The sequence below is a fragment of the Umezawaea sp. genome, from assembly GCF_036375055.1.
Taxonomy (GTDB): Bacteria; Actinomycetota; Actinomycetes; order Mycobacteriales; family Pseudonocardiaceae; genus Umezawaea.
Genome location: NZ_DASUSQ010000046.1, coordinates 326,192 through 346,533, shown reverse-complemented (window position 1 = coordinate 346,533; position 20,342 = coordinate 326,192). Strand labels below are relative to the sequence as shown.

General features: G+C 70.0%; 17 protein-coding genes. 8 read left to right on the top strand and 9 right to left on the bottom strand.

What is annotated here, in order from left to right; translation table 11 throughout:
- Window positions 1-119 precede the first annotated feature (119 nt).
- Window positions 120-338, top strand: a complete 219-nt coding sequence (locus tag VFZ92_RS14850; protein ID WP_330876491.1) for a hypothetical protein — start codon at window positions 120-122, stop codon at window positions 336-338.
- A 169-nt stretch (window positions 339-507) separates the two neighbouring features.
- Here the strand turns inward: VFZ92_RS14850 and VFZ92_RS14845 are convergent, their stop codons facing one another.
- On the bottom strand, window positions 508-1,146 hold the full coding sequence (locus VFZ92_RS14845; protein ID WP_330876490.1) for a TetR/AcrR family transcriptional regulator C-terminal domain-containing protein: 639 nt from the start codon (window positions 1,144-1,146) through the stop codon (window positions 508-510).
- A 355-nt stretch (window positions 1,147-1,501) separates the two neighbouring features.
- On the opposite strand from VFZ92_RS14845, the gene VFZ92_RS14840 reads away from it, so the two are divergent.
- The 4 genes from VFZ92_RS14840 to VFZ92_RS14825 all read left to right on the top strand — a co-directional run bounded on the left by VFZ92_RS14840 (window position 1,502) and on the right by VFZ92_RS14825 (window position 9,268).
- Window positions 1,502-4,195, top strand: coding sequence for a hypothetical protein (locus tag VFZ92_RS14840; RefSeq protein ID WP_330876489.1), 2,694 nt, complete (start codon window positions 1,502-1,504; stop codon window positions 4,193-4,195).
- Between the two features lie 230 nt (window positions 4,196-4,425).
- The gene (locus VFZ92_RS14835; protein ID WP_330876488.1) at window positions 4,426-5,829 is read left to right on the top strand and encodes a hypothetical protein; all 1,404 of its coding nucleotides are present in this window, start codon (window positions 4,426-4,428) and stop codon (window positions 5,827-5,829) included.
- A gap of 413 nt (window positions 5,830-6,242) precedes the next feature.
- Window positions 6,243-8,546 (top strand): molybdopterin-dependent oxidoreductase, encoded by a 2,304-nt coding sequence (locus tag VFZ92_RS14830; protein ID WP_330876487.1) that lies wholly within the window; start codon window positions 6,243-6,245, stop codon window positions 8,544-8,546.
- A 170-nt stretch (window positions 8,547-8,716) separates the two neighbouring features.
- Complete coding sequence (locus VFZ92_RS14825; RefSeq protein WP_330876486.1) at window positions 8,717-9,268, top strand: EF-hand domain-containing protein; 552 nt, start codon at window positions 8,717-8,719, stop codon at window positions 9,266-9,268.
- Window positions 9,269-9,437: 169 nt separating this feature from the next.
- On the opposite strand, the gene VFZ92_RS14820 is transcribed toward VFZ92_RS14825, so the two are convergent.
- Both VFZ92_RS14820 and VFZ92_RS14815 read right to left on the bottom strand, forming a co-directional pair.
- Window positions 9,438-10,196: an ABC transporter permease gene (locus VFZ92_RS14820; RefSeq protein ID WP_330876485.1), complete on the bottom strand. Its 759-nt coding sequence runs from the start codon at window positions 10,194-10,196 to the stop codon at window positions 9,438-9,440.
- Entirely contained in the window at window positions 10,193-11,140 is a 948-nt protein-coding gene (locus tag VFZ92_RS14815; protein ID WP_330876484.1) for an ATP-binding cassette domain-containing protein, read from the bottom strand. The genes VFZ92_RS14820 and VFZ92_RS14815 overlap by 4 nt, the downstream gene beginning before the upstream one ends.
- Window positions 11,141-11,207: 67 nt before the next feature.
- On the opposite strand from VFZ92_RS14815, the gene VFZ92_RS14810 reads away from it, so the two are divergent.
- A complete protein-coding gene (locus VFZ92_RS14810) occupies window positions 11,208-11,840 on the top strand; it encodes a TetR/AcrR family transcriptional regulator (protein ID WP_330876483.1) in 633 nt (210 codons plus the stop codon).
- 320 nt (window positions 11,841-12,160) lie between these two features.
- On the opposite strand, the gene VFZ92_RS14805 is transcribed toward VFZ92_RS14810, so the two are convergent.
- From VFZ92_RS14805 to VFZ92_RS14785, 5 genes are all read right to left on the bottom strand, one after another.
- Complete coding sequence (locus VFZ92_RS14805) at window positions 12,161-13,195, bottom strand: Kelch repeat-containing protein (RefSeq protein WP_330876482.1); 1,035 nt, start codon at window positions 13,193-13,195, stop codon at window positions 12,161-12,163.
- A gap of 81 nt (window positions 13,196-13,276) precedes the next feature.
- Window positions 13,277-13,666, bottom strand: a complete 390-nt coding sequence (locus VFZ92_RS14800) for a hypothetical protein (RefSeq protein WP_330876481.1) — start codon at window positions 13,664-13,666, stop codon at window positions 13,277-13,279.
- Between the two features lie 128 nt (window positions 13,667-13,794).
- A complete protein-coding gene (locus VFZ92_RS14795; protein WP_330876480.1) occupies window positions 13,795-14,658 on the bottom strand; it encodes an MBL fold metallo-hydrolase in 864 nt (287 codons plus the stop codon).
- 150 nt (window positions 14,659-14,808) lie between these two features.
- Complete coding sequence (locus tag VFZ92_RS14790) at window positions 14,809-16,149, bottom strand: hypothetical protein (protein WP_330876479.1); 1,341 nt, start codon at window positions 16,147-16,149, stop codon at window positions 14,809-14,811.
- Between the two features lie 614 nt (window positions 16,150-16,763).
- Complete coding sequence (locus tag VFZ92_RS14785) at window positions 16,764-17,237, bottom strand: MarR family winged helix-turn-helix transcriptional regulator (protein ID WP_330876478.1); 474 nt, start codon at window positions 17,235-17,237, stop codon at window positions 16,764-16,766.
- Between the two features lie 365 nt (window positions 17,238-17,602).
- On the opposite strand from VFZ92_RS14785, the gene VFZ92_RS42480 reads away from it, so the two are divergent.
- Together VFZ92_RS42480 and VFZ92_RS14775 are read left to right on the top strand one after the other, a co-directional pair.
- Complete coding sequence (locus VFZ92_RS42480; RefSeq protein ID WP_414719894.1) at window positions 17,603-17,902, top strand: hypothetical protein; 300 nt, start codon at window positions 17,603-17,605, stop codon at window positions 17,900-17,902.
- Window positions 17,903-18,266: 364 nt separating this feature from the next.
- On the top strand, window positions 18,267-18,731 hold the full coding sequence (locus VFZ92_RS14775; protein ID WP_330876476.1) for a nitroreductase family deazaflavin-dependent oxidoreductase: 465 nt from the start codon (window positions 18,267-18,269) through the stop codon (window positions 18,729-18,731).
- 237 nt (window positions 18,732-18,968) lie between these two features.
- Here the strand turns inward: VFZ92_RS14775 and VFZ92_RS14770 are convergent, their stop codons facing one another.
- Complete coding sequence (locus VFZ92_RS14770) at window positions 18,969-20,324, bottom strand: HAMP domain-containing sensor histidine kinase (RefSeq protein WP_330876475.1); 1,356 nt, start codon at window positions 20,322-20,324, stop codon at window positions 18,969-18,971.
- Between the last annotated feature and the right edge of the window lie 18 nt (window positions 20,325-20,342).

The window sequence follows — 20,342 nt, the reverse complement described above, 5'->3', positions numbered from 1 at the left end:
GTCCGCGCAGACGGGTGTGGCGTCCGGGTGGCTGACTGCTGCTGCGCGCACCAGAGACTCCTTAACTATGTTCAACTCGTCTGGCACAACCGTGCCTGAACTTTGTTAAGGTGTCAAGCGTGGTGAAGGACGCTCGGGGCGAGGACGCCGAACACCCGAGCGACGCCGGGCCGGCATGGAGAGAGAGGAGCGGGTTCGGTGACCTGCACGTGCTCGTCGCGGACGCCGACCGCGCGGTCCGCGAATCGCCGGGTCGTGCGCTGGAGCTCGTGGAATACCGCGTCGTGGGGTCGACGGCGGCGTGCGGGAGCCGACCTGCGCCCGTCGGAATCCCCTGAAACCTCGCCGTCGACGTCCGCTAGCGTCCTGCGCCGCGCGGAGGGTGAACGACCTGCGCCGGTACGCGGCGGCCGTCCGCCCTGGGGGCCCGGAGAACCCGGGCCCCGTCCAGGTTCGGCGTCATCACGTCGATGACGGGGGCGTCGAACGTCTCGCCCCGGACGTGGGTCAGCGCTGCTGCCGGGCCGCGAGCCCGTCGAGGACGACATCGAGGTGCCGCGTGAACCGCGTGTGGTGATCATCGCGCAGGCGACCCGCGGCCTTGACCAGATCGGCCCCCTCGCCCAGCCAGGCATCGCGTTCGGCCAGCGAGTAACGACCCGGGGTGGTCTCCTCCGACCGCACCCGCTCCTGTTCCTCGATGACGAAGCCGACGACGAACGCGGTGACCACGTCCAGGGCGTCGTCGGCGTCGGCAAGGGTGAAGCCGGCCTCGACGAACCGCGCGAGCCAGGTCTCCTTGGCTTTCACCACGTCCGGATCGGAGAGGCGCGTGCCGCTGAAGATGCGGGCTCCGTCCCGGTAGCCCAGGTATTCCGTGCGCAGGACCTGGCCGTAGTCGGCGAGGTTGGCCCGCCAGCCGGCGTCTGGTGAGACGGCCGACAGCGCATCCGTGACGCGGCGCATGACGAACGTGCTCATCTCGTCGAGCAGTTCCTGTTTGTTGCGGACGTGCCAGTACAGCGCCGGCGCCTGCACGTCCAGCCTCGCGGCGAGCGCACGGACGGTCAGTGCGTCCATGCCCTTGTCGTTGAGCAGGTCGAGCGCTGCCGCGACGATCCGGTCCTTGTTTATGCCCTTTCCCACGGTTGACACCTTAACGAAGTTCAGGCATCCCTGCGGCAGGCCTTGACCCGTGCACGGCATCCACTGGCGGAGCCAGCGCTATCGGCGATGAGCGATGACGATGGTCACCCGTTGCAGGTGCCAGGGGGCGCCGCTGGGACGTCCTGCTTGGCGCGCATAGTCAGTCTCTGGTTCGTCACGCCGCCGCTCGGAACCGCCGAACGCCTCGGTGATGACCACTCGCGAGCTTCCGCGGTGGACCGGCGGGGTGAGGACGGTTCACGGCCGAGGTCACGGATCGGCTTCGAACGGTAACGAGCCCTCTGAGCACCCGATTAGCCTACTGGTAGCCCTGCACGTTGAGGCGGGTGGACGTATGACTGATCGGCCGAACAGGGTAGTTCACGAGCTGCGCGTCCACGGCGTCTCCGGCACACCACCGGAATCGATGCTCGGCGAGCCCTTTCCCCGGCAGGTCGCGGGCGACGACACCGCCCGCTTCTTCCGGGCCGCCGAGCCGGTGACCACGCTGCCCGGCGGGACGCAGCCGCCGCGGTCCCGGATCGTCGAGGCGTTCCACTGGGGACGGTTCACCTCCGGCGGCGCGAGCCGGGCGCTCTGGCTCCTCCTGGCGCCGTTCGCCCTGCTGAACCTGTCCCGCTACATGCTGCTGGGCAGGGGAAAGTTCGCCGACGGCGTGCTCCGGCTGCTCGGCGTCGTGCTGACCTCCGTGCTCGTGGCGAACACCGTCCACCTCTGCCTGGAACTCGTCGTCCGGCAGTGCTCCAGCAGTGCGGTGTGCTTGCAGGACAACGGGTGGCTGGACTTCACCGCGACCTGGCCGTTCGGTGCGCGCCTGCTGCTGGGCGTCGTCCCCACGGCGGCCGTGATCGGCCTGCTGTGGTGGTTCGGCAGGCAAACGTTCCTGTACGAGCCCAAGGGCGAGCGGCACGAGTGGGTCCCCGAGGACGGGTCACTGCGCGACCACGCCTTCTGGCACACGTCACCCAGGGCCCCGGCGCTGCGGGCGGCGCACGTCGCGGTCGCCTGCGCCGTGACGGGCATCCTGTACAGCGGCGCACTGAACACCGACGTCCTGACGGCCACCGCGCCGACCTGGCTGTGGGCGATCGCGGTCGGGGTCGGTGTCCTCCTGGTCCTCCTCGCCGCGCTCGGGGTCGCGAAGGTCCCGGCCACCGAGTCGCGTCCCGACCCGCGGTTCAACGACTCCTGCCGCGTCCCCCTCCGGTTCACCCTGCTCAAGTGGGGCTCGCTGGTGTACCTCGCGGGGTCGGTGGTGCTGGCCGCCGTGGTCCTGTGGGACGTCGGCGACGCCGACGCGCTGGCCCGGCCGCTGGCGGGCTTCGAGGTCGTGACCATGGTCCAGAGCGGTCTGGCCGCGGTCCTCCTGCTGGTCCTCCTGGGCGTGTGCCGCAAGCAGCGAGGCGCCCTCGACCCCATCCCGGAGCACGCCCGCACGGCGTTCGGGCCGATGTGGGGCGGTTTCGCGGCGTGGATCACCGCGGCGTTCGCGACGACGCTCGCGGCCGGGTTCAGCAGCGGATTCGCCTACCGCGTAGCGGATCTGCTGGGCGAACCGGTCGGCGATCACGTCACGCGGGCGGACGTCGCCGAGACCGCGGGCGACGTGGTCCAGTGGCGGATCGAACTGAGCGAGGCCTACTGGACGGGGGTCGTGCTGTGGGGAGTGCTCGCCGTCGTGTTCCTGGTGCTGCTGCTGCCTTTGCTGGCCGTGATGGCGCAACAACCGGTGGCCGCGGCGGTCCTGCTGGCGGCGACGATCAGCGGCCCGTCGGCCTTCGTCGGGCGGGACCGGCCGCTCTGGTGGCTGCTGGGAGTCTCGGTGGTCCTGCTGGCCGTCGGACTGTGGCTGGGGTTCGGCCGGTGGCGGTCGGACGGGCTCGACGACCGCGCCGCGGGGGACTACGAGGGCGAACACGACGACGGCGTGGAAGTCACCAGGAGGGTCGCGGACGAGCCTCAACCGCGGGGCATCGGCAAGGTCGCCACGGCGTGGCGGCTGGCGCGGGCGAAGTACCGCTACCACTGGGCGCTCGGCACGATCAGCGTGCTGGGTGGTGCGCTGGTGGTGGCAGCGGGCGTGGTCGGGACCGTCCGCTTGGTCGTCGACCGGGAGGCCACCGACCCACCCGCGTGGCTGCTCGACGGTCCGCTCCCCAGCGTCGGCGGCTGGGTGTTGTCGGGCCTGGCCGCGGGCCTGGTCCTGCTCGGCATCCGCTCGTGGCAGGGGCAGAAGATGCGGACCGTGGTCGGTGTCCTGTGGGACCTGATCGCGTTCTGGCCGCGCTACGCCCATCCGATCTGCCCTCCGCCCTACGGCGGTCGGGCCACGCTCGAGCTGGCCAGTCGCGCGAACCACCTGGCGAACCAGCCAGGGGAGCACAAGGTCGTCCTGTCCGGGCACAGCCAGGGCAGCGTGGTGTGCGTCGCCGCCGTGCTCGTGCTGGCGAAGGAACGCGAGACGGACGACTCCGGCCACTGCTACATCAAGCGGGCCGAGGCCGAGAACACCGTTCGGCGGCTGGGCCTGGTCACCTACGGGTCGCAGTTGCGGTGGGCGTTCGCCAGGCTCTTCCCGCGCTACCTCGGCTACGCCGAGCTGGCGAGCGTCCACGAGGTCCTGGGCGGGCGGTGGAGGAACGTGCACCGGTGGACCGATCCGCTCGGCGGCCCCGTGCTCACCTGGCAGGACGGATCCACGCAGACCTCCGAGACCTCCCCGCCGACGTGGCACGCAATGGGCTCGGAGAACCCGCCTGGGCTCGGCGAAGTGCGCGCGGGCGGCGAAGGCAGCTTCCTGCGGGGCCGGGAGTTGGGCCACGACATCAGGTTGCGGGACCCCGAGTTCATCGAGTCGCTCGCGGACCGGCCGCGGTCCCGACTGCGCGGGCACAGCGGCTACTACGACGACCCGGTGTTCGACGAGGTGGTCGCCGACGTGGCCGACGAGGAGCCCGCTCGGGACGACCAGCCCCGAGGTCCCACACCCCTCCTGCCACCGACCTACGCGGACGAGGGCTCGTCATGAGGTGGCGGGGACTGACACCGGTCGAACGACGGCTGGTCGCCTGCGCGAAGGCGGGGAGGGAACTCGACTGCGCTGCGCTTCGCCGTCCGGGAACCTCCGACAACTGGTACCACGTGCGGGCACGGGTGATCAGCGGCCTGCTGGAGGGCAGGTGCGGAAACCACCTCCACCCGCGGGGGGTGACGCTCGCGAACGCGTGGATCGATGGCCCGGAGCTCCGACTCGACTCGGTGAGGACCCAGGTCGGGCTGCACCTGAACCGGTGCGTGCTCCAGGGGCCGATCTTCGCCCACAACGCGTGGGTGCCGTGGCTCGAGTTGTTCGACTGCCGGATTCCGTTCTTCCACGCCGACCGGATCAGGGTGGACGGCACCCTCTACCTCCGAGGCCTGGGCACGACGAGCAACACCGCCGACAGCGCCGTGCGGCTGGTCGGTGCCCGCATCGGCCGCAACCTCGAACTGGACGGGGCGTGTCTGGACAACCCGGAGGGACCGGCCCTGCACGCGGAGGGCATCCACGTGGGCCGCGCGCTCAGGTTCCGTCACGCTCGCGCGACCGTCTCCTGCGACACGGGAGCGGTCCAGCTCGTCAACGCACGGGTGCGCGGAGACCTGTGGCTCGACGGCACGACGCTGACCAACGGACACGGTCCGGTGCTCAACGCCGAAGGGCTGCACGTGGGAGGCTCACTCCTGCTGTGCTCGGGGTTCGAGGCGGTGGCGAAGTCGAAGGAACTCGCGACGATCCACCTCATGTCCGCGCGTGTCGGCTCCCGTCTCGACCTGGGCGTCGGGAGGCGCTTCACCGGCAAGTCCTTCGGCTCGGAACCCGAGGATCCCGAAGATCCCGAGAAGCGCGCCCGACGGCCCGCGAAGATCGTGAACACCGACCCGAGCGCGGTGACGCTCGACCTCCGGTGCGCGACGGTCAACGAGCTCCGCATCCCCCCGGAGACCGTGTGCCGTCCGGTGAACGGGCGGTGCACCTCGACGAGCACGGTGGTGCTCGCCGAGCTGGAGTACGGCAGGCTGTCGCGCGAATCGGCGCACCCGTACTGGCCCCACTGGTTCAGCGTGCACGCTCGTCCGTTCGAGGCCCAGCCCTACCAGCACCTCGCGGCCGTTCTGCGGAACACCGGACGGGCGACCGAGGCCAGGGAGGTCCTGATCGCGCTGGAGGACGAACGACATCAGACGAACGAGTCCGCGACGCGCGGCTCGCGGATATGGCACTGGGTCAAGAAGCGGTTCATCGGGCACGGCTACCGGCCAGGCCGGGCGCTGGTCGGCCTGGCCGGTGTCTTCGTGGTCGCGCTCGCCCTCACGTGGGCCGCGTCGAGCGCCGACGTGGTCCACCGGTCTGTGCCGCGCGTGCAGAACGTCAGCTCGGCCGTCGTGGTGGAGGACCTGCCCGACACGGACTTCCCGTGCCGCTTCGCCGACACGATCCGCCTGGCAGCGGACCTCTCGGTGCCACTGATCAGCACCGGCGGCAGGTCGCGCTGCGACTTCAAAGCCGACGGTGGATGGGCGATGGCGGCGACGATCGCCGGGCTCCTCCTGCAAATCCTGGGTTGGGCGTTCGCGACGTTGTTCGTGGTGGGGTTCACGGGCGTGGTTCGAAGGTTCTAATGCCTGGGGTGACGTTGGCTGGGATGGCGTCGATCCGAGTTGGCGCTGTTCGGCGTGCTGGTGCTCAACGATGAGCGAGGTCTCCGGTGAACGGTTCGTCGACACAGAAGAACCTTCGCCGTTGCTTGACATCGTCTTCTACCCCGCCCTGCCCAGGGATACCGTGGAGGTCACGTCGCCGACCACGAGCCGCACCGCGCGGCCCGCCAGAGGCGGGACGGAGGTTCCGCTGATGAGCGATTCCCGCACGGGGGCCTCCCCGCCCGCGCAGCCGGTCGCCGACCCGTTCCCGCGAGGCGGACGGTGCGGGCGGCAGGCTCCCGGTGCACCACGTCACCCACTGCGACGTGGACGACCGTTGTCCAGGACCGAGGAAACGTCAGAGGCGGAGTTGACGCATGGTGGAACGACGCATGTCGGTTGCGACGCACTGGGGCAGTTTCGACGCGGTGGTCGATTCCGGTCGACTGGTGCGCATCGAGCCGAGGCACGACGACCCCGCCCCGTCGCCCATCGGCCCCGGAATGGTGACGGCCGCCGACGACCAAGCTCGCGTCCTGCGGCCCGCGGTGCGCAAGGGCTGGCTGAACGGCGAGCCGCGCGCCCACGGCACGGCCAGGGGCACCGATGCCTTCGTGGAGGTGAGCTGGGACCACGCGATCACGCTCGTGAGCGATGAACTCCGTCGAGTCCGCTCACAGCACGGCGACAGCGCGGTGTTCGGCGGGTCCTACGGTTGGGCGAGCGCGGGCAGGTTCCACCACGCGCAGGGACAACTCCACCGGTTCCTGGCGCTGGGCGGGGGCTACACCGACTCCCGCAACACCTACAGCACCGCGGCGTTGGAGGTCATCCTCCCCCACGTGATCGGCGGTCATCCGTGGAGCTACCAGAGCCGGATGCCGATGTGGGACGAGATAGCCGACAACTGCGAACTCGTGGTCGCGTTCGGAGGGCTGGCCCTGAAGAACAGCCAGATCAACCCCGGCGGACTGGCCAGGCACCGGACGCGGGACCTGCAACGGCGGTGCCGCGAGGCCGGGGTGCGGTTCGTGAACATCAGCCCCATCCGCAGCGACACCGCCGACTTCCTCGACGCCGAGTGGCTGCCCGTCGTCCCCAACACCGACACCGCCGCGATGCTGGGCATCGCCCACACGATGCTGGTCAACGGGTGGCACGACGAGGACTTCCTCCGCCGGTGCTGCGTCGGGTTCGACCGCTTCGCCGCCTACCTGCTCGGCGAGGTCGACGGCGTCCGGAAGGACGCCGAGTGGGCGGCGAGGATCACGGGCATCAGCCGTGACTCGATCACCGACCTCGCCCGCCGCCTCACCAGCCGGCGTTCCGTCATCATGGTCAACTACGCGGTGCAGCGCGCGGACCACGGCGAACAACCGATCTGGATGTCCGTCGTGCTGGCCGCCATGGCGGGTTCGATGGGTCGGCCGGGGTGCGGCTGGGGCGCGGGTTACGCGACGATGGACGCGACGGGCGTCGCACAGGACCGCGCTTTCGTGGCGACGATCCCGGAGGTTCCCAACCCGGTTCCCGATTTCATCCCCGTCGCACGGATCGCCGACACCCTCCTGCGTCCGGGCGAGGTCATCGACTACGACGGCCAACGCCTCACCCTGCCCGAGCTGCGCTTGATCTACTGGTGCGGGGGGAACCCGTTCCACCACCACCAGGACCTCCACCGGTTGACCAGCGCCTGGCAGGTCCCGGACACGGTGGTGGTCCACGAAGCCTGGTGGAACACGACGGCGAAGTTCGCGGACATCGTCCTGCCCGTCGCCACCAGCCTGGAGCGCGACGACTTCGCCGCCGGGTTCTCCGACCCCCACATCGCCGCGATGCCGAAAGTCCGCGAACCGGAGGGCGAATCGCGCACCGATCACCACATCTTCGCCGCCTTGGCCGCACGGCTCGGGTTCGAGCACGAGTTCACGGAGTCGCGCTCGGAGAGCGAATGGGTCCGGCACCTCTACGAACAGACCAGGGCCACACTCGGCGATGCCGCCGCCCTGCCGGACTTCGACGACTTCTGGCGAAGCTCCACCGCTGGGCTGCCGGCGTCGACCGGGCCCTATCCCGGCAGTTTCGAGGACCTCCGCTCGGATCCGCGGCTCTTCCCCCTGGCGACGCCCTCGGGCCGGATCGAGATCTTCTCGGAGAAGATCGACTCGTTCGGCTACGACGACTGCGCCGGGCATCCGAAGTGGTACGAACCGACCGAGTGGCTTCGCGCCGATCTGGCGAACCGCTTCCCGCTGCACCTGATCTCGAACCAGCCCGCCTCACGCCTGCACAGCCAGTACGACAACGGTGGCCACAGCCTCGGCTCGAAGATCCGCGGCCGTGAACCCGTGACGATCAACTCGTCGGACGCCGCGGCGCGCGGCATCGAGAGCGGCATGGTCGTGCGCGTCCACAACGACCGGGGCGCTTGCCTCGCGGGCGCGGTCCTGTCGGACGACCTCATGCCGGGCGTCCTGCAACTGTCCACGGGAGCGTGGTGGGATCCGGTGCGGCCGGGCCTGAACGGCACCCTGGACCGCCACGGCAACCCGAACGTCCTCACGGCGGATCGACCGTGCTCGCGCCTCTCCCAAGGACCGAGTGCTCTCAGCGCGCTGGTCGACGTCGAGCCCTACGACGGCCCTCTCCCCGATGTGCTCGCCTTCGCGCCACCGAACCTCGTGCCGCCCGGCTGACGCGCACCCGGCTGACGGGCCCGGTCCGGGTCGGCGAGGTCTCGCATCGGGTGAAGCCGGCCGCCGTCATCCACGTGGGTGACGGCGGCACCACTCGAACGAATGATTTGATTTCCACCGTGGTGGTGCGGCTTGAAAGCACGGTGATCGCCTCACTACGTTGCGCGGTCATGACTGGAGTTTGCGATCTCAAGTACCGCCAGTGGTTCAAGGGTGCGGACGTGGACGGCGACGGGGTGATCACCCGTCAGGACGTCCGGCTCATGGGCGAGCGCTACATCGCGGCCCGTGGTGTCATGCCGGAGTCCGCGACCGCCCGGCAGCTCACCGAGGGGTTGGACGCGTTCTGGGCCAACGTGATCGCGCCGATGGACCAGGACGGTGACGGAAAGGTCGACCTGCGGGAGATGACCGCGGGGTTCCGGCGAGCGCTGGCCGATCCCGCCCTCTACCCGCAGCAGGTCGGGCCGGTGGCCGACTGCTACTTCGACCTGGTCGACCTCGACGGCGACAACAGGGTCGACCGGGCGGAGTTCGGGGAGATCTTCCGCCACGCGGGCAACGTGTCCTCACAGGACTGCGCCGCGGTCTTCGACGCGTTGGACCTGGACGGATCGGGCGGCTTGGACCGCGCCGAGTTCCACCGGGCGCTCGTGGAGTTCTTCTACGGCGACGACCCGCACGCCCCTGCCTCGCACCTGTTCGGCAGGATCGCCGTCTGACGGGCGGTGTTGTTCCTGCGGATCTCGTTGACCGACAACGGGATCCGCAAGTGGTCGGCGTCCGCTCGGCCCCCCGCCGACGATCGCGACATCGGTCGTGGACATGTCCTCCCCGTGGGCGCCGGCACCAGAGGGCCGGCGGAGAAGTGCGGATGTGACGGGCGCCCGCTCAGATGTCGCGGGCGCGGAACGCGATGTGGCCCGCGACGGTGACGGCCGCCGTGGCCACCGCCAGGACGAAGAGTCCGAGCGCGGGCGACACCACGCCGTCGACGGGGACCACGACGTACGAGGCCTGCCCCGCGGTGATCGGCCAGAACCGCGCGAAGGCGTCGCCGAGGCCGCCGGGCAGTCCCGGTCCGAGGGCGGGCACGAGCAGCAGTGCGCCGACGAGCACCGCGAGGCTGCTCGTGCTCGATCGGGTGAGCACGCCGACGGCGACCCCGATGAGGGCGACGAGCGTCAGGTACAGCGTGGCTCCGACGAGGGCGCCGAGGACTCCCCGGTCACCCAGCCCGGCCGCGGGGAGCCCCGCACCGTGCAGCACCAGTTGCACCACCGTGAAGCTGATCAGGGTCGTGAGCAGGCCGGTGACGAGGGCGATCGCCGCGACGACAGCGGTTTTGGCCGCGAGCAGGCGAGACCGTGCCGGGACGACCGCGACGCTGCCGCCGATCGTCCCGCTGCCGTACTCGGGGGTGATGGCGAACGCGCCGAGCATGCCGATGACGAGCTGGGCGAAGAGGAACCCCTTCAGGCTGCCCGCGGTCGGGTCCCAGTCCGGCGGGACCGACGACGACGCCGCGCCCAGCAGGTCCGAGATGCCGAGCACGCTGAGCGCGACACCGGAGGCGACGGTGCTCGCCGCGGCGGTCCAGGTCGAGCGCACGCTGCGCAGCTTCGTCCACTCCGAACGCAGCAGGCTCATGACGCACGGCTCTCGTACTCGGTGGCGTCGTGCGTGAGCCGGAGGAAGACGTCCTCCAGGGAGTCGCGCACCCCGGTGAGCTCGTCGAGGGCGATGCCCTCGGCGGCGGCGATCTTGCCGACCATCGCCGGGTCGACCCCGGTGACGAGCAGGGTCCGGCCCGCCGTCACCTCGAACGCGACGCCCGCGCCGTCCAGTGCGCGGGCGAGGTCGTCGATGGCGGCCGAACCGACCACGACGGCCAGGGTGGTGTTCGCCCGGACGAACTCGGCCAACGTCGAGTCGGCGATGAGCCGCCCTCGTCCGATGACGACCAGGTGGTCCGCCGTCAGTTCCATCTCGGACATCAGGTGGCTGGAGAACAGCACTGTCCGGCCGTCGGCCGCCAGGTCGCGCATCAGGGTTCGCGCCCAGCGGATGCCTTCCGGGTCCAGGCCGTTGAGCGGCTCGTCGAACACCAGTACCCGTGGATCGCCGAGCAGCGCCATCGCGATGCCGAGGCGCTGGTTCATCCCCAGCGAGAACTCTCCCGCCCGACGGCCCGCCGCGTCGGTCAGCCCGACGACGTCCAGCACCTGCGCGACCCGCTCGGAGCCGAGCCCGGCGGCTTGCGCCACGGCGAGGAGGTGGTCGAACGCGGTTCGGCGGGGATGCACCGCACGGGCGTCGAGCAGAGCGCCCACCGTCCGCGCCGGTTCGTCGAGGTCGACGATGGAACGCCCGTCGATCGAAATGCTGCCGTTCGTCGGCCTGACCAGGCCGAGCAGCATGCGCAGCGTCGTGCTCTTCCCTGCCCCGTTCGGTCCGAGGAAGCCGGTGACGGCACCGGGCAGGGCGGTGAAGGACAGGTCGTCCACCGCCGCCTTGCCGTTGTAGCGCTTGGTCAGGTTCCGCACCTGGATACCGGCGGCGCCCGCCGGTGCGGCCGTGGATCTCGTGGACATGATGATCACCCCTTCGGAAACCACACTACACGGTGCAGTGTGGTTTTCCGGAGAATAGGATGAGGACGTGGCGACGATCAAAGCGGCTGAGCAGACACCGGGGCGACGCCAGCGGTCCGAGGGCAAGAGGTCTGCGATCCTCGACGCGGCCGAGGCGCTGTTCATCGCGGACGGCTACGAGCGCACCAGCGTCGACGCCGTCGCCGCACGGGCGGGCGTGTCCAAGCGCACCGTCTACGACCACTTCGGCGACAAGCAAACCGTGTTCCGCGGCGTCCTGGAACGGGTCAGCGAGGCCGTGACCGCGACCGTGCGGACAGCGGTCGACGAGGAGCTCGTCGAAGGACGCGAACTGTCCGAGGGCCTGACCGCCTTCGCGCTGCGAGTGGCGACCGAGGCGTTCCCGTCGTCGAGCTACGCCACCTACCGCCGGCTGAGCTCCCAGGAGCCGTCCGCGCCACGGCTGGAGGAGCCGGCACGCGAACACCCCGAGCGCTTGGTGGAAGAGCGCTTCACGGCGCTCATGGCAACCGGCGAACTCCGAACGGCTCCTCCGCGCCGCGCCGTGAAGCACTTCACCGCCCTGACGTTCCTCCTCGCACTGGAACCGCTGCGAGAAGGATCGCCGAACGCGGAGGCGGAGTTCCGCGAGATCATCACCGAAGGCGTCGACGTCTTCCTCCGCGCGTACCGCCGCTGAGGAACAGTTCACCCTCGGGCAGGCGGGCGAACCGCCTGCACGCAGAGGCGCGCCCACCGCCCGGAGCGCTCCACGAGTTCGGACTGAGCGACAACACCGTCAGCACGACGAGCGGGCGGGACGGGCCCGGACGCCCGAGAGGAGGAATGACGGCGAGAGGAGCACGAGCGGCTCGCCACCGGGTAGATCATGAAAATCTTCGGAGTACGGCCTGGGGTCAACCGGCCGTCGTGGAGTTCGGGCCCGACCGCGAAAACCACCGTCCGGCTGGAGGTGATCTCCAAGCTGGGGCCCCAGCTTGGAGATCACGGTGCGCGCGGCTATCGCAGCTTCAGCTCCAGGGTGTCCGCACTCGAACCGCCGCCGCAGGTCGGTGCTCCGGCGACGAAGTACGCTCGGCCGTCAACCTGCCCCGCGCCGATCCCGTGGCGGCCGCCGAGCGGCATCGACGCGACCGTCGACCAGCGGTTGGTCCGCGGGTTGTAGATGGTCACGTCGTCGAAGGTCTCGGTCTCGCTGCCGGGCCTGCATTCACCGCCCGCGTAGACGATGCGGCCGTCGAGCACGACCGCGGCTCCAGCCGACCGCGGTGCAGGCAGGGGTGCGGCTTCGGTCCAGCGACGGGTGCGGGCGTCGTAGACGTCGTGGCGGGCGAGGTTCTGGTCGACGTCCTCCACACGGCCGCCGATGACGTGGATGCGATCGCCGAGCACGGCGACGCCCGCGTGGTCGCGCGCCTCAGCGGGCAGTTGCGGTGCGGTCGACCACGTGCGGCGCGCAGGGTCGTAGACGAAGTGCGTTCGGACGGTGCCGAAACCCAGCTCGAACGGCACACCAGGGATGGTCTCGACGCGGCGGGAGTCGCGGCCGCCGATCAGGTGCAGCTTGCCGTCGACCGCCGCGACGCCGACGGAGCCGAGCCGGGCAGGCATGTCGGGCAGGCGGGTCCACCGATCACGTCGTGCGTCGTACTCGAAGGAAACGGACTGGGGATCGATGTGCACGACGTTGGTGAACCCGCCGAAGGCGTACAGCTTGCCGTTCAGGCCTGCGACACCGACGTGCGAGAGTTCGCGCGGCAGCGGCGCGTGGCTCGCCCACTGCCGGGTGCGGGGGTCGTAGCTGTTCACGAGGTTGGACGCGTACTTCGGCTCGGTGTTTGCGCTCTCCACACTGCCGCCGACGACGTAGACCCGGCCGTTGAGAGCGGCGACTCCGACCTCGGACCGCGACTGCGGCAGCGACGGCTGGGCGCTCCAGGTGACCCGCTCCTGTGTCGGGCCGGGTGTCGACGACGGGGGAGTCGCCGCGGCGGGCACGCCGCCGACGACAGCGACACCTCCCGCGATCACCATCGCCGCCCACGCAGCGCCAATCGTTGTCAGAGTTCGCATGAGCTTCCTATCGGAGATCGAGTGGACAAGAGACGTGCGGGCCTACGCCTGGTGATGGACCGTTTCGTCGCTGGCCGCGTGGCGGATCGCTTCCATCGCCAGCGAGGTGCACGGCTGTCCGAGGTAGGCGGTGAGCAGAACCATCAGCTCGGTGAGCGCCTCCTCGTCCAGGCCGGTGCGGCGGGCCAGTGAGAGGTAGGTGGACAGGCGCCCGTCGGTGACGTTCTGCGCGACGAGTGCGGTGATGACGGCGATGCCGCGGTCGCGGTCGGTCAGCTTGTGTCCTTGCCAGCCGGGGCCTCCGGCGGCTTCGAACGCTTCCCTGGCGTACACAGCGCCTGCGCGCTCGTTCATGATGCGTTCTGCTTCGGCGGGGGCCACTCCGAAATTGCGGGCGTAGACCTCACGCCCGGAGGCCGCGCGGGCGCTCATCCGGCACACGGGAACGGTGGTGTCATGTCCTCTTCCTCCTGTGGAGGTGATGGGTGAAATCCGGCCCCGGTTGTCGAGGTGGGGCGAGGAAGGGGTCGGCGGCCGGATCCCCCCCGGCGCGATCTGGTTCAGCCGGGCCGTCCGGCTGCTTGTGCTGACAGCAGAGGGATCCCCTGGTAGGAGCCGAGGTCGTGGGCGGGGACGATCTGCATCAACTCGTCGAGGGAAACCATGCGCAGCAGGCCTTGCCGAAGCAGTTCGGGATCGCTGTCGGCGAGTTTGCTCAGGACCCACGGTCGTTCGACGCGACGGCGGATGCCGTCGATCTGCCAGGTGAGATCGCCGATGAAGGCGTACCGCTTCCCGGTCGGCAGGGTGACGAAGACGATGACCGAGCCGGTGGTGTGGCCACCGGCGAGGGCCACGACCACCGAGCCGTCGCCGTGCACGTCGTAGCTCGATGCGAAGCCCAGGTACGGCCGGTCGTCGAAGCGGTACTCGTGGATCTCGTGACCCTTCGAGACGCTGCGGTAGACCTTGCCGTCCGCGTCCCGGGCCGCGTAGTCACGTTCGCGGGCGTTCATCCAGAGGGGAGTGCCGCGCAGTCCGTCGAGACCGCTGACGTGGTCCCAGTGCGAATGGGTCGGCAGCACGCCGAGCAACCGGCGGCGGTCGTAGCCGATGGCGTCGAGCTGGCTGCTGACCGTCGGACCCGCTCGATGAGGAGCGCGCACGAACCGGGGCAGCATCGCGATGTGCGTGGCGACGTCGGCGCCGAAGCCCGCGTCGATCAGCAGATCGCCCTTCGGGTGCTGCACCAACACCGCCGATGAGGCGAACTCCCGTTTGTCGCCGAACGACCCTCCCTTGAAGGCGAAGGCCGCGCGTGTCGTGTACGTGCCGGTCGGCAGGTGGTAGAGGGCGAACTCTGCCGGCGGAGACGCCTCGGGCAGTGGCTGCGACCACGGGAGGGGAGCGACGAGAGGTGGCATGGAATGATCGTACGAGGCAAGAATGTCTCAGTCAAGATGTTCTTAACTGAGAAGACTTGCCGTGCGGGGCTCAGGTGTCCGCTCCCGCGTCAGCGACACGTGGCGGCCAGCGGTGGTGGGTTCGGGGAAGATCGGGTCGTCCGTGCGACGTCAACGCCAGTCGAAGTACTCCCGGTGGATGTGTCGGGAGGCGACGCCCGCCCGCCGCAACCGCGTCTCGAAGGCGGACAGCATCGCGGCGGGACCGCACATGAACACGGACAGCCCTTCCGGGTGTCCGCCGACGTCGACGAGCACCCGTTCCGCCGTCAAGCGCCCTTCGAGGCTCGAATCGATGATGTGAGCGTGCAGGTCGTCGTGCCTGTCGGCGATCGTCCGGATCTCATCGGCGAATGCCGGTGCGCCGACGGCGGAGTAGAAGAAGTCCACCCGGTACGGCAGGGGGCCGTCGAGTGAGCGCAGCCAGCTGAGGAAGGGTGCGACCCCGACGCCACCGGCGATCCAGACCTGCCGGTCGGTGCCACGCCGATGGTCGAAACGTCCGTGCGGGCCGCCGATGACCGCGGGCATGCCCGGCTCGACGAGTTCGTGAAGGCGCGACGTGTAATCGCCCAGAGCCTTGATCGTGAAGCGCAGGTCCCTGTCGTGCGGGGCGCTGGCGATCGTGAACGGATGCCGGTGCCAACCGTCCTTGGCCTCGAGGTAAACCATGGCGAACTGCCCCGGCATGAAATCGACCCCGCGCCCGATCGGTTGCAGGGCGATCTCCACCAGGCCCGGCTCGATCTCCTCGACCGTGGCGACCTGGTAGTCGTGCAACGACTGGAAGAGCCGGGCCGGCAGTTCGCGATAGACGTAGAAACCGAGGCCGACGGCGCCGATCGCCAGGTAGCTCCAGTACCGGATTGGTGAGGTGTCGAACGCCGTTCCGTCGAGGACGCCGTGAACGAACCCGGCCGCGACGAACAAGCCGGTCGTCCGGTGTAGTGCGCGCCAGCGATCGTAACCGCCGAAAATTCGACGGAAAGCCGCGAGGCCGCGCGCGTCACGAGCCGCTATCACCGCAGGGCGCAAGGGTCGGGGAACCACGGATTGCCACCTCGGCAGGATGGCCCACAAGGCGAGCCCCACCAAGCCGGCGATGCCGATCACGGCGAGGGCGCCACCGAGTTCACTGACGTCCGGATTCGACGACAGCATGATGTGCGGCGCCAGCAGGACCAGTCCGGTGATCGCCAGCCTGCGGTGCCAGATCGCGGCCCGGTCGATGCCGTCGAACCACGCCTCCACCCACGGCAACGTGCTGATCAGCACGAGCGCCACCGACAGCAGCAGTACGGCTTCGGCTCCGAAGAACTGCCCGAGGTAACTCCCGAAATTCTCGTCGGGCGGACGCCGGATGAGCCAGATCGAGCCCTGTGCGACAACGAGGCCCATGATTGTCGCCGGCCCGATGTGGCGGGTTGGCACGCGTGGTGCGAACGATCGCATGTGATGAACTTCTTCCATCTTCGTGGCAGTTGAATGGAGTGGAGGAATGTGAGCCTGGCATGTCCGGAAATCGGATCCGGCCGATCGACGATATCGACGAGCGCTGCCTTGTCCTGGACATGAGGGCCTTCGCCACCGACATCGGCGAGGCGTCGCTGTGCGGATTCGAATCCTCGGTGTTCCGCGGCGCGCGCCGATATCGAGCGAGGTTCCTGAGAAATCGACCCGTGCCGATCGGGGTGCTCGGTCCGGATCGCCCTCGTGCGCGAAGGTGGGGTGATGAGACCCGGGCAGGAGCTTTCCGGGCTGCGGGGCGTGGCGGTTCCCGAGTCGTCCGATCGCGTGAGCGACCGGCGGTCCTGGGGGCAGGGCGTCGGCGACGAAGCTCAGGGGCAGGTCGCGGAACGCCCGCGTCGGATCCCGCCGGGGCCGGAACATCGCCGCGCTGCTACGACGATGTCGATGAGGGCGCGGAGGGCGCAGGCCGGATCGGCGCGGGGTCCAGGTGTCACACCGACGTGGCGGGGCCGGGTGCGGTGGTCATGGTCGCGGCGGGGGCTTTCGATCGTGGATCCGCGGGGCGACGTGCCGCGACGCACGACTTCCGGGGGCCGTCACAGGCAGGAACCAGGGTCTTCGCTGTCACCGATGATGGCGAACAGCATCTGGCGGAAGTGCGCGATGTGTTCCTGCTCGTAACCATCGAGCGCCGAGGCCTCGACGGCGGCGCTGGCCTCGGCCACCGTGGCGCGCAGGGCTTCACCGCTGTCGGTGATCACCGGGATGCGCAGGCGGCGGTCGTGCGGCGAGCTGTGACGCACCACCAGGCCTCTGCGTTCGAGCCGGTCGAGTTGGCTCATCAGGGTGGTCTTGTCCAGGCTCAGGGTTCTGCCGAGTTCTCCCTGGGTGAGGCCGGGGGTCTTGTGGAGGGCGCTCAGGACGATGTACTCGCGCAGGGCGAGTCCGTGTTTCTCGGCCTGGTCGCCGGTGGCGTTGTGCATGTGCTGTGCTGCTCGGTGCAGCAGCCAGGTGAGCTCGGAATCCGGTGAAGGGCGAGGACCCGGCACATCCGCGTCACGTGCCGTCATGGCGATCTCCTAATCTGCTCGAACCGCTGTCGGCCTCGGAACCCGCGGTGGTGGCGGCTCGCCAAGGGTGCCCCTGCCGAGGCGGCATCGCGATGCGCCGCGACGACGCGCTGCACCGAACGCCGCTGGTGGATCGACGCGCCGGTGGAGCGACCGCCGAAAACTATCATCTAAGAAATTCCCAGGCAAGAAGTTCTTGGTTCAGACTTTCTCCGGGTTCGGCCTGCCCCCCGGCGCCCGCGCACGCCGCGTCACGCGTCGTGTGAGGCTCATGGGCGAGAAGCGTCCCGCGAACTCCGCCCTGATCGGGACAGCCAGATCGGCACCCCGTCCGAGACGCTCGCGGTCGCGAGGGGTGCACGGCCGTGGCGTCTCACAGGTCCGGTGAAACCGAGGACACGAGCACCGCCGACCTGGCGGCGGTCGCGCCACCAGCGCCCGCGGGATCGGCCGCCACCGTGAACACGCGACCGCGGTCCTCCCGCTCACCGCTGACGCGCAGGGCCCGAAGAACGCCGGTGCAGCTGGTGCTGGTCTCGCTGTGCCACTGGATCGGCACGTTCTCCCGGTCGACGGTCGACCGCCGTTCCACGGTCTCGTCGCGATCACCGCGGGGATCGCAAGATGATCGCAAGGTTCACGGGGCGCGATGTGGGCGACAGTAGGGCGGGCCACCACGACAATCCCCGGTGCGAGACCAGGGGTCTGCCGCACGGGGCGCGGCAGACCCCCGTCCGGAGCACGTTCCCTGCGTGAAAGAGATGAAAACCGCACTGTGACCGCGATTCCCGGCGACCACGACGAATCCACCCTGATCCTGATCTGCGATCACTGCGGTCGCACCTGCGACAGCGGAGACCCACCCCCGTCGGTGTGGGAGGATCTGTGGGAGCGTGCGAGCGGGGCGGGCTGGGGTGGTCGCGATCGGGCTGTCGGACCGCACCACTGCTTCCGCTGCGGGGTGTAGAGCCGCGCGGCGGCCTCTTGTCGTCCCGTCGTCGTCAGGTGGCGCAGCGTCGAGGTGGTGTCGTGGGTCTGGTCGATCGCAGGCCGTCCGGTCTGGTCAAGCACCTGTTCCGCGCGCCGGTCCTGCTCTACCGGCTGGGGCTGGGGCGTGTGCTCGGACACCGCTTCGCCTACCTGGCGCACACGGGCAGGCGGTCCGGCCTGCGGCGCGACGTCGTGGTCGAGGTCGCGCGCTACTCGCCCGACGTGCCGGAGGTGGTGGTCGTGGCAGGCTGGGGTGACCGTTCGGACTGGTACCGCAACCTCCGCGCGGCTCCGGCGCTGGAACTCCGGGTGGGCGAGCGGACGTGGATCGGACCGGACCACCGCTACCTGCCGGTCGAGGAGGTCGCGGAGGTGCTGCGGAGCTACCGGCGTGACCACCCGCGCGCGTGGCGTCGCCTGGCGCGGGTGCTGGGCGTTCCCGCCGACGGCGGCGGGGACGACGCGGCGAGGTCGTTGCCCGCCATCGCGTTCACACCTCGCTGACCTGCCAGGGCGTCGGTGCTCACCCGTCCGCCGCTGGTGACGTCGTTCGGGGCGACGAGCCGGTGGACACCGGTGACGACGGTGAGGTCGGTGGTCGATCAGGCTGCTGCGTCAGGGTGGGCATGGGTTCGGGGAACACCGACGACGTTTCGAGCGGTTCCGGTTCGTCCTGGGCGCTCACCCCGCACCCGGCCGCCAGCACGCCCGTCACGATCAGCGCCGCTACTGCGGAGCGTGTCATCGTTCTGCCTCCGGGATCTCGACGACGAAGCGAGCGCCGCCACCCGGTCGGTCCTCGACCCAGGTCGCGCCGCCGTGGCGCTGCACGTGCTGGGCGACCAGGGCGAGGCCGAGACCGCTGCCGGAGTCGGTGCCGCGGCTGCCGGAGCGCGTGCCGCGGGCGAAGCGGTCGAAGATCCGGTCGCGGAGGTCGTGGGGGACGCCGGGGCCGGCGTCGTCGACTTCCAGCCGCACCACGGAGTCGTGGTGCGTCACGGCGACGCGGATGGCTCCTCCCGCGTGCCGTTCGGCGTTGTCCAGGAGGTTGGCGACGACGCGGTCCAGCCGTCGGCGGTCGACGAGGACCAGGGGAGCGTCCTGGTCGACGGTGACGTCGATCGCGGGTTCGGAGCGGGTCGCGATGATGTTGCGCACGAGGTCGCCGACGTCGACGGGTTCCAGTGCCCGGTCGTCGGTGACCTGGTCGGCGCGGGAGATCTCCAGCAGGTCCACCACCATCCGCGCGAACCTGTCCACTTCGGACGACAGCAGGTCCAGCGCCTTCGCCGGTGGGCCTCGCAGCTCTGCCCGACGCCGCAGCACTTCAGCGGCGTTCACCATCGTCGTCAGCGGCGACCTCAGCTCGTGGCTCACGTCGCTGGCGAACCGCGCGTCGCGCAGCACCCGCTGTTCCAGGGCGTCCGCGGTCGCGTTGAACGTCGTGGCCAGTGGTGCGAGGTCCGGCTCCGCTCGTTCCGGCAGCCGGGCCCGCAGGTCGCCGCCCGCGATCCGCGACGCGGCTTTCGTCAACTCCGTCAGGGGGCGCAGCGCTCTGCGGCTCGCCCACGACCCGAGCAGGAAACCCAGCAGGGCGCTGAGCAGGGTGCCCGCCACGAGCAGGCTGCTCAGGTAGCGGAAGGTGCGGTCCAGCTGGAGGGTCGGGAAGAGTTCGAGGTACACGGCTTCACCGGATGCCACCGGCAGGGTGACGGCGATGGCGGGGATCCCGTCGATCACGAGCCGTTGCCGGGCCGGTGTGCCCTCGCGAGCCAGTTCGACGAGCCTGGCGGGCAGTGCCGTCGGGTCGACCGGCCGTCCGCTGCTGAGGATCTGGCCGTCGCGGAACAGCAGGATCGTGGAGTCGGGACCGGTGGTGAGGCCGGTCAGCAGGTCGTCCAGGCCGTCGGACCCGCGTCGCAGGGAGTCGTCGACCAGAAGCACGTTGACCTCGGCCTGCCGCACGGCGCTCTGCTCGCGCTGGCGCAACATGTACCCGGAGGCGAGGTTCCAGGTCGCGGTCGCGAGCACGCTGGTCACCAGCAGGGAGCCGAGTCCGAGCACGGTCGCGACCCGCCACCGCAACGACACGCGCACGGCTCACCCCACCCGCTC

What these genes read in the sequence shown, in the direction of transcription:
- VFZ92_RS14805 (WP_330876482.1), bottom strand. Translation starts at nt 13,195, where the DNA reads ATGGTGATCGCGGGAGGTGTCGCTGTCGTCGGCGGCGTGCCCGCCGCG.
- VFZ92_RS14785 (WP_330876478.1), bottom strand. Translation starts at nt 17,237, where the DNA reads ATGACGGCACGTGACGCGGATGTGCCGGGTCCTCGCCCTTCACCGGAT.
- VFZ92_RS14815 (WP_330876484.1), bottom strand. Translation starts at nt 11,140, where the DNA reads ATGTCCACGAGATCCACGGCCGCACCGGCGGGCGCCGCCGGTATCCAG.
- VFZ92_RS14830 (WP_330876487.1), top strand. Translation starts at nt 6,243, where the DNA reads ATGTCGGTTGCGACGCACTGGGGCAGTTTCGACGCGGTGGTCGATTCC.
- VFZ92_RS14825 (WP_330876486.1), top strand. Translation starts at nt 8,717, where the DNA reads ATGACTGGAGTTTGCGATCTCAAGTACCGCCAGTGGTTCAAGGGTGCG.
- VFZ92_RS14790 (WP_330876479.1), bottom strand. Translation starts at nt 16,149, where the DNA reads ATGCGATCGTTCGCACCACGCGTGCCAACCCGCCACATCGGGCCGGCG.
- VFZ92_RS14840 (WP_330876489.1), top strand. Translation starts at nt 1,502, where the DNA reads ATGACTGATCGGCCGAACAGGGTAGTTCACGAGCTGCGCGTCCACGGC.
- VFZ92_RS14800 (WP_330876481.1), bottom strand. Translation starts at nt 13,666, where the DNA reads ATGAGCGCCCGCGCGGCCTCCGGGCGTGAGGTCTACGCCCGCAATTTC.
- VFZ92_RS14795 (WP_330876480.1), bottom strand. Translation starts at nt 14,658, where the DNA reads ATGCCACCTCTCGTCGCTCCCCTCCCGTGGTCGCAGCCACTGCCCGAG.
- VFZ92_RS14820 (WP_330876485.1), bottom strand. Translation starts at nt 10,196, where the DNA reads ATGAGCCTGCTGCGTTCGGAGTGGACGAAGCTGCGCAGCGTGCGCTCG.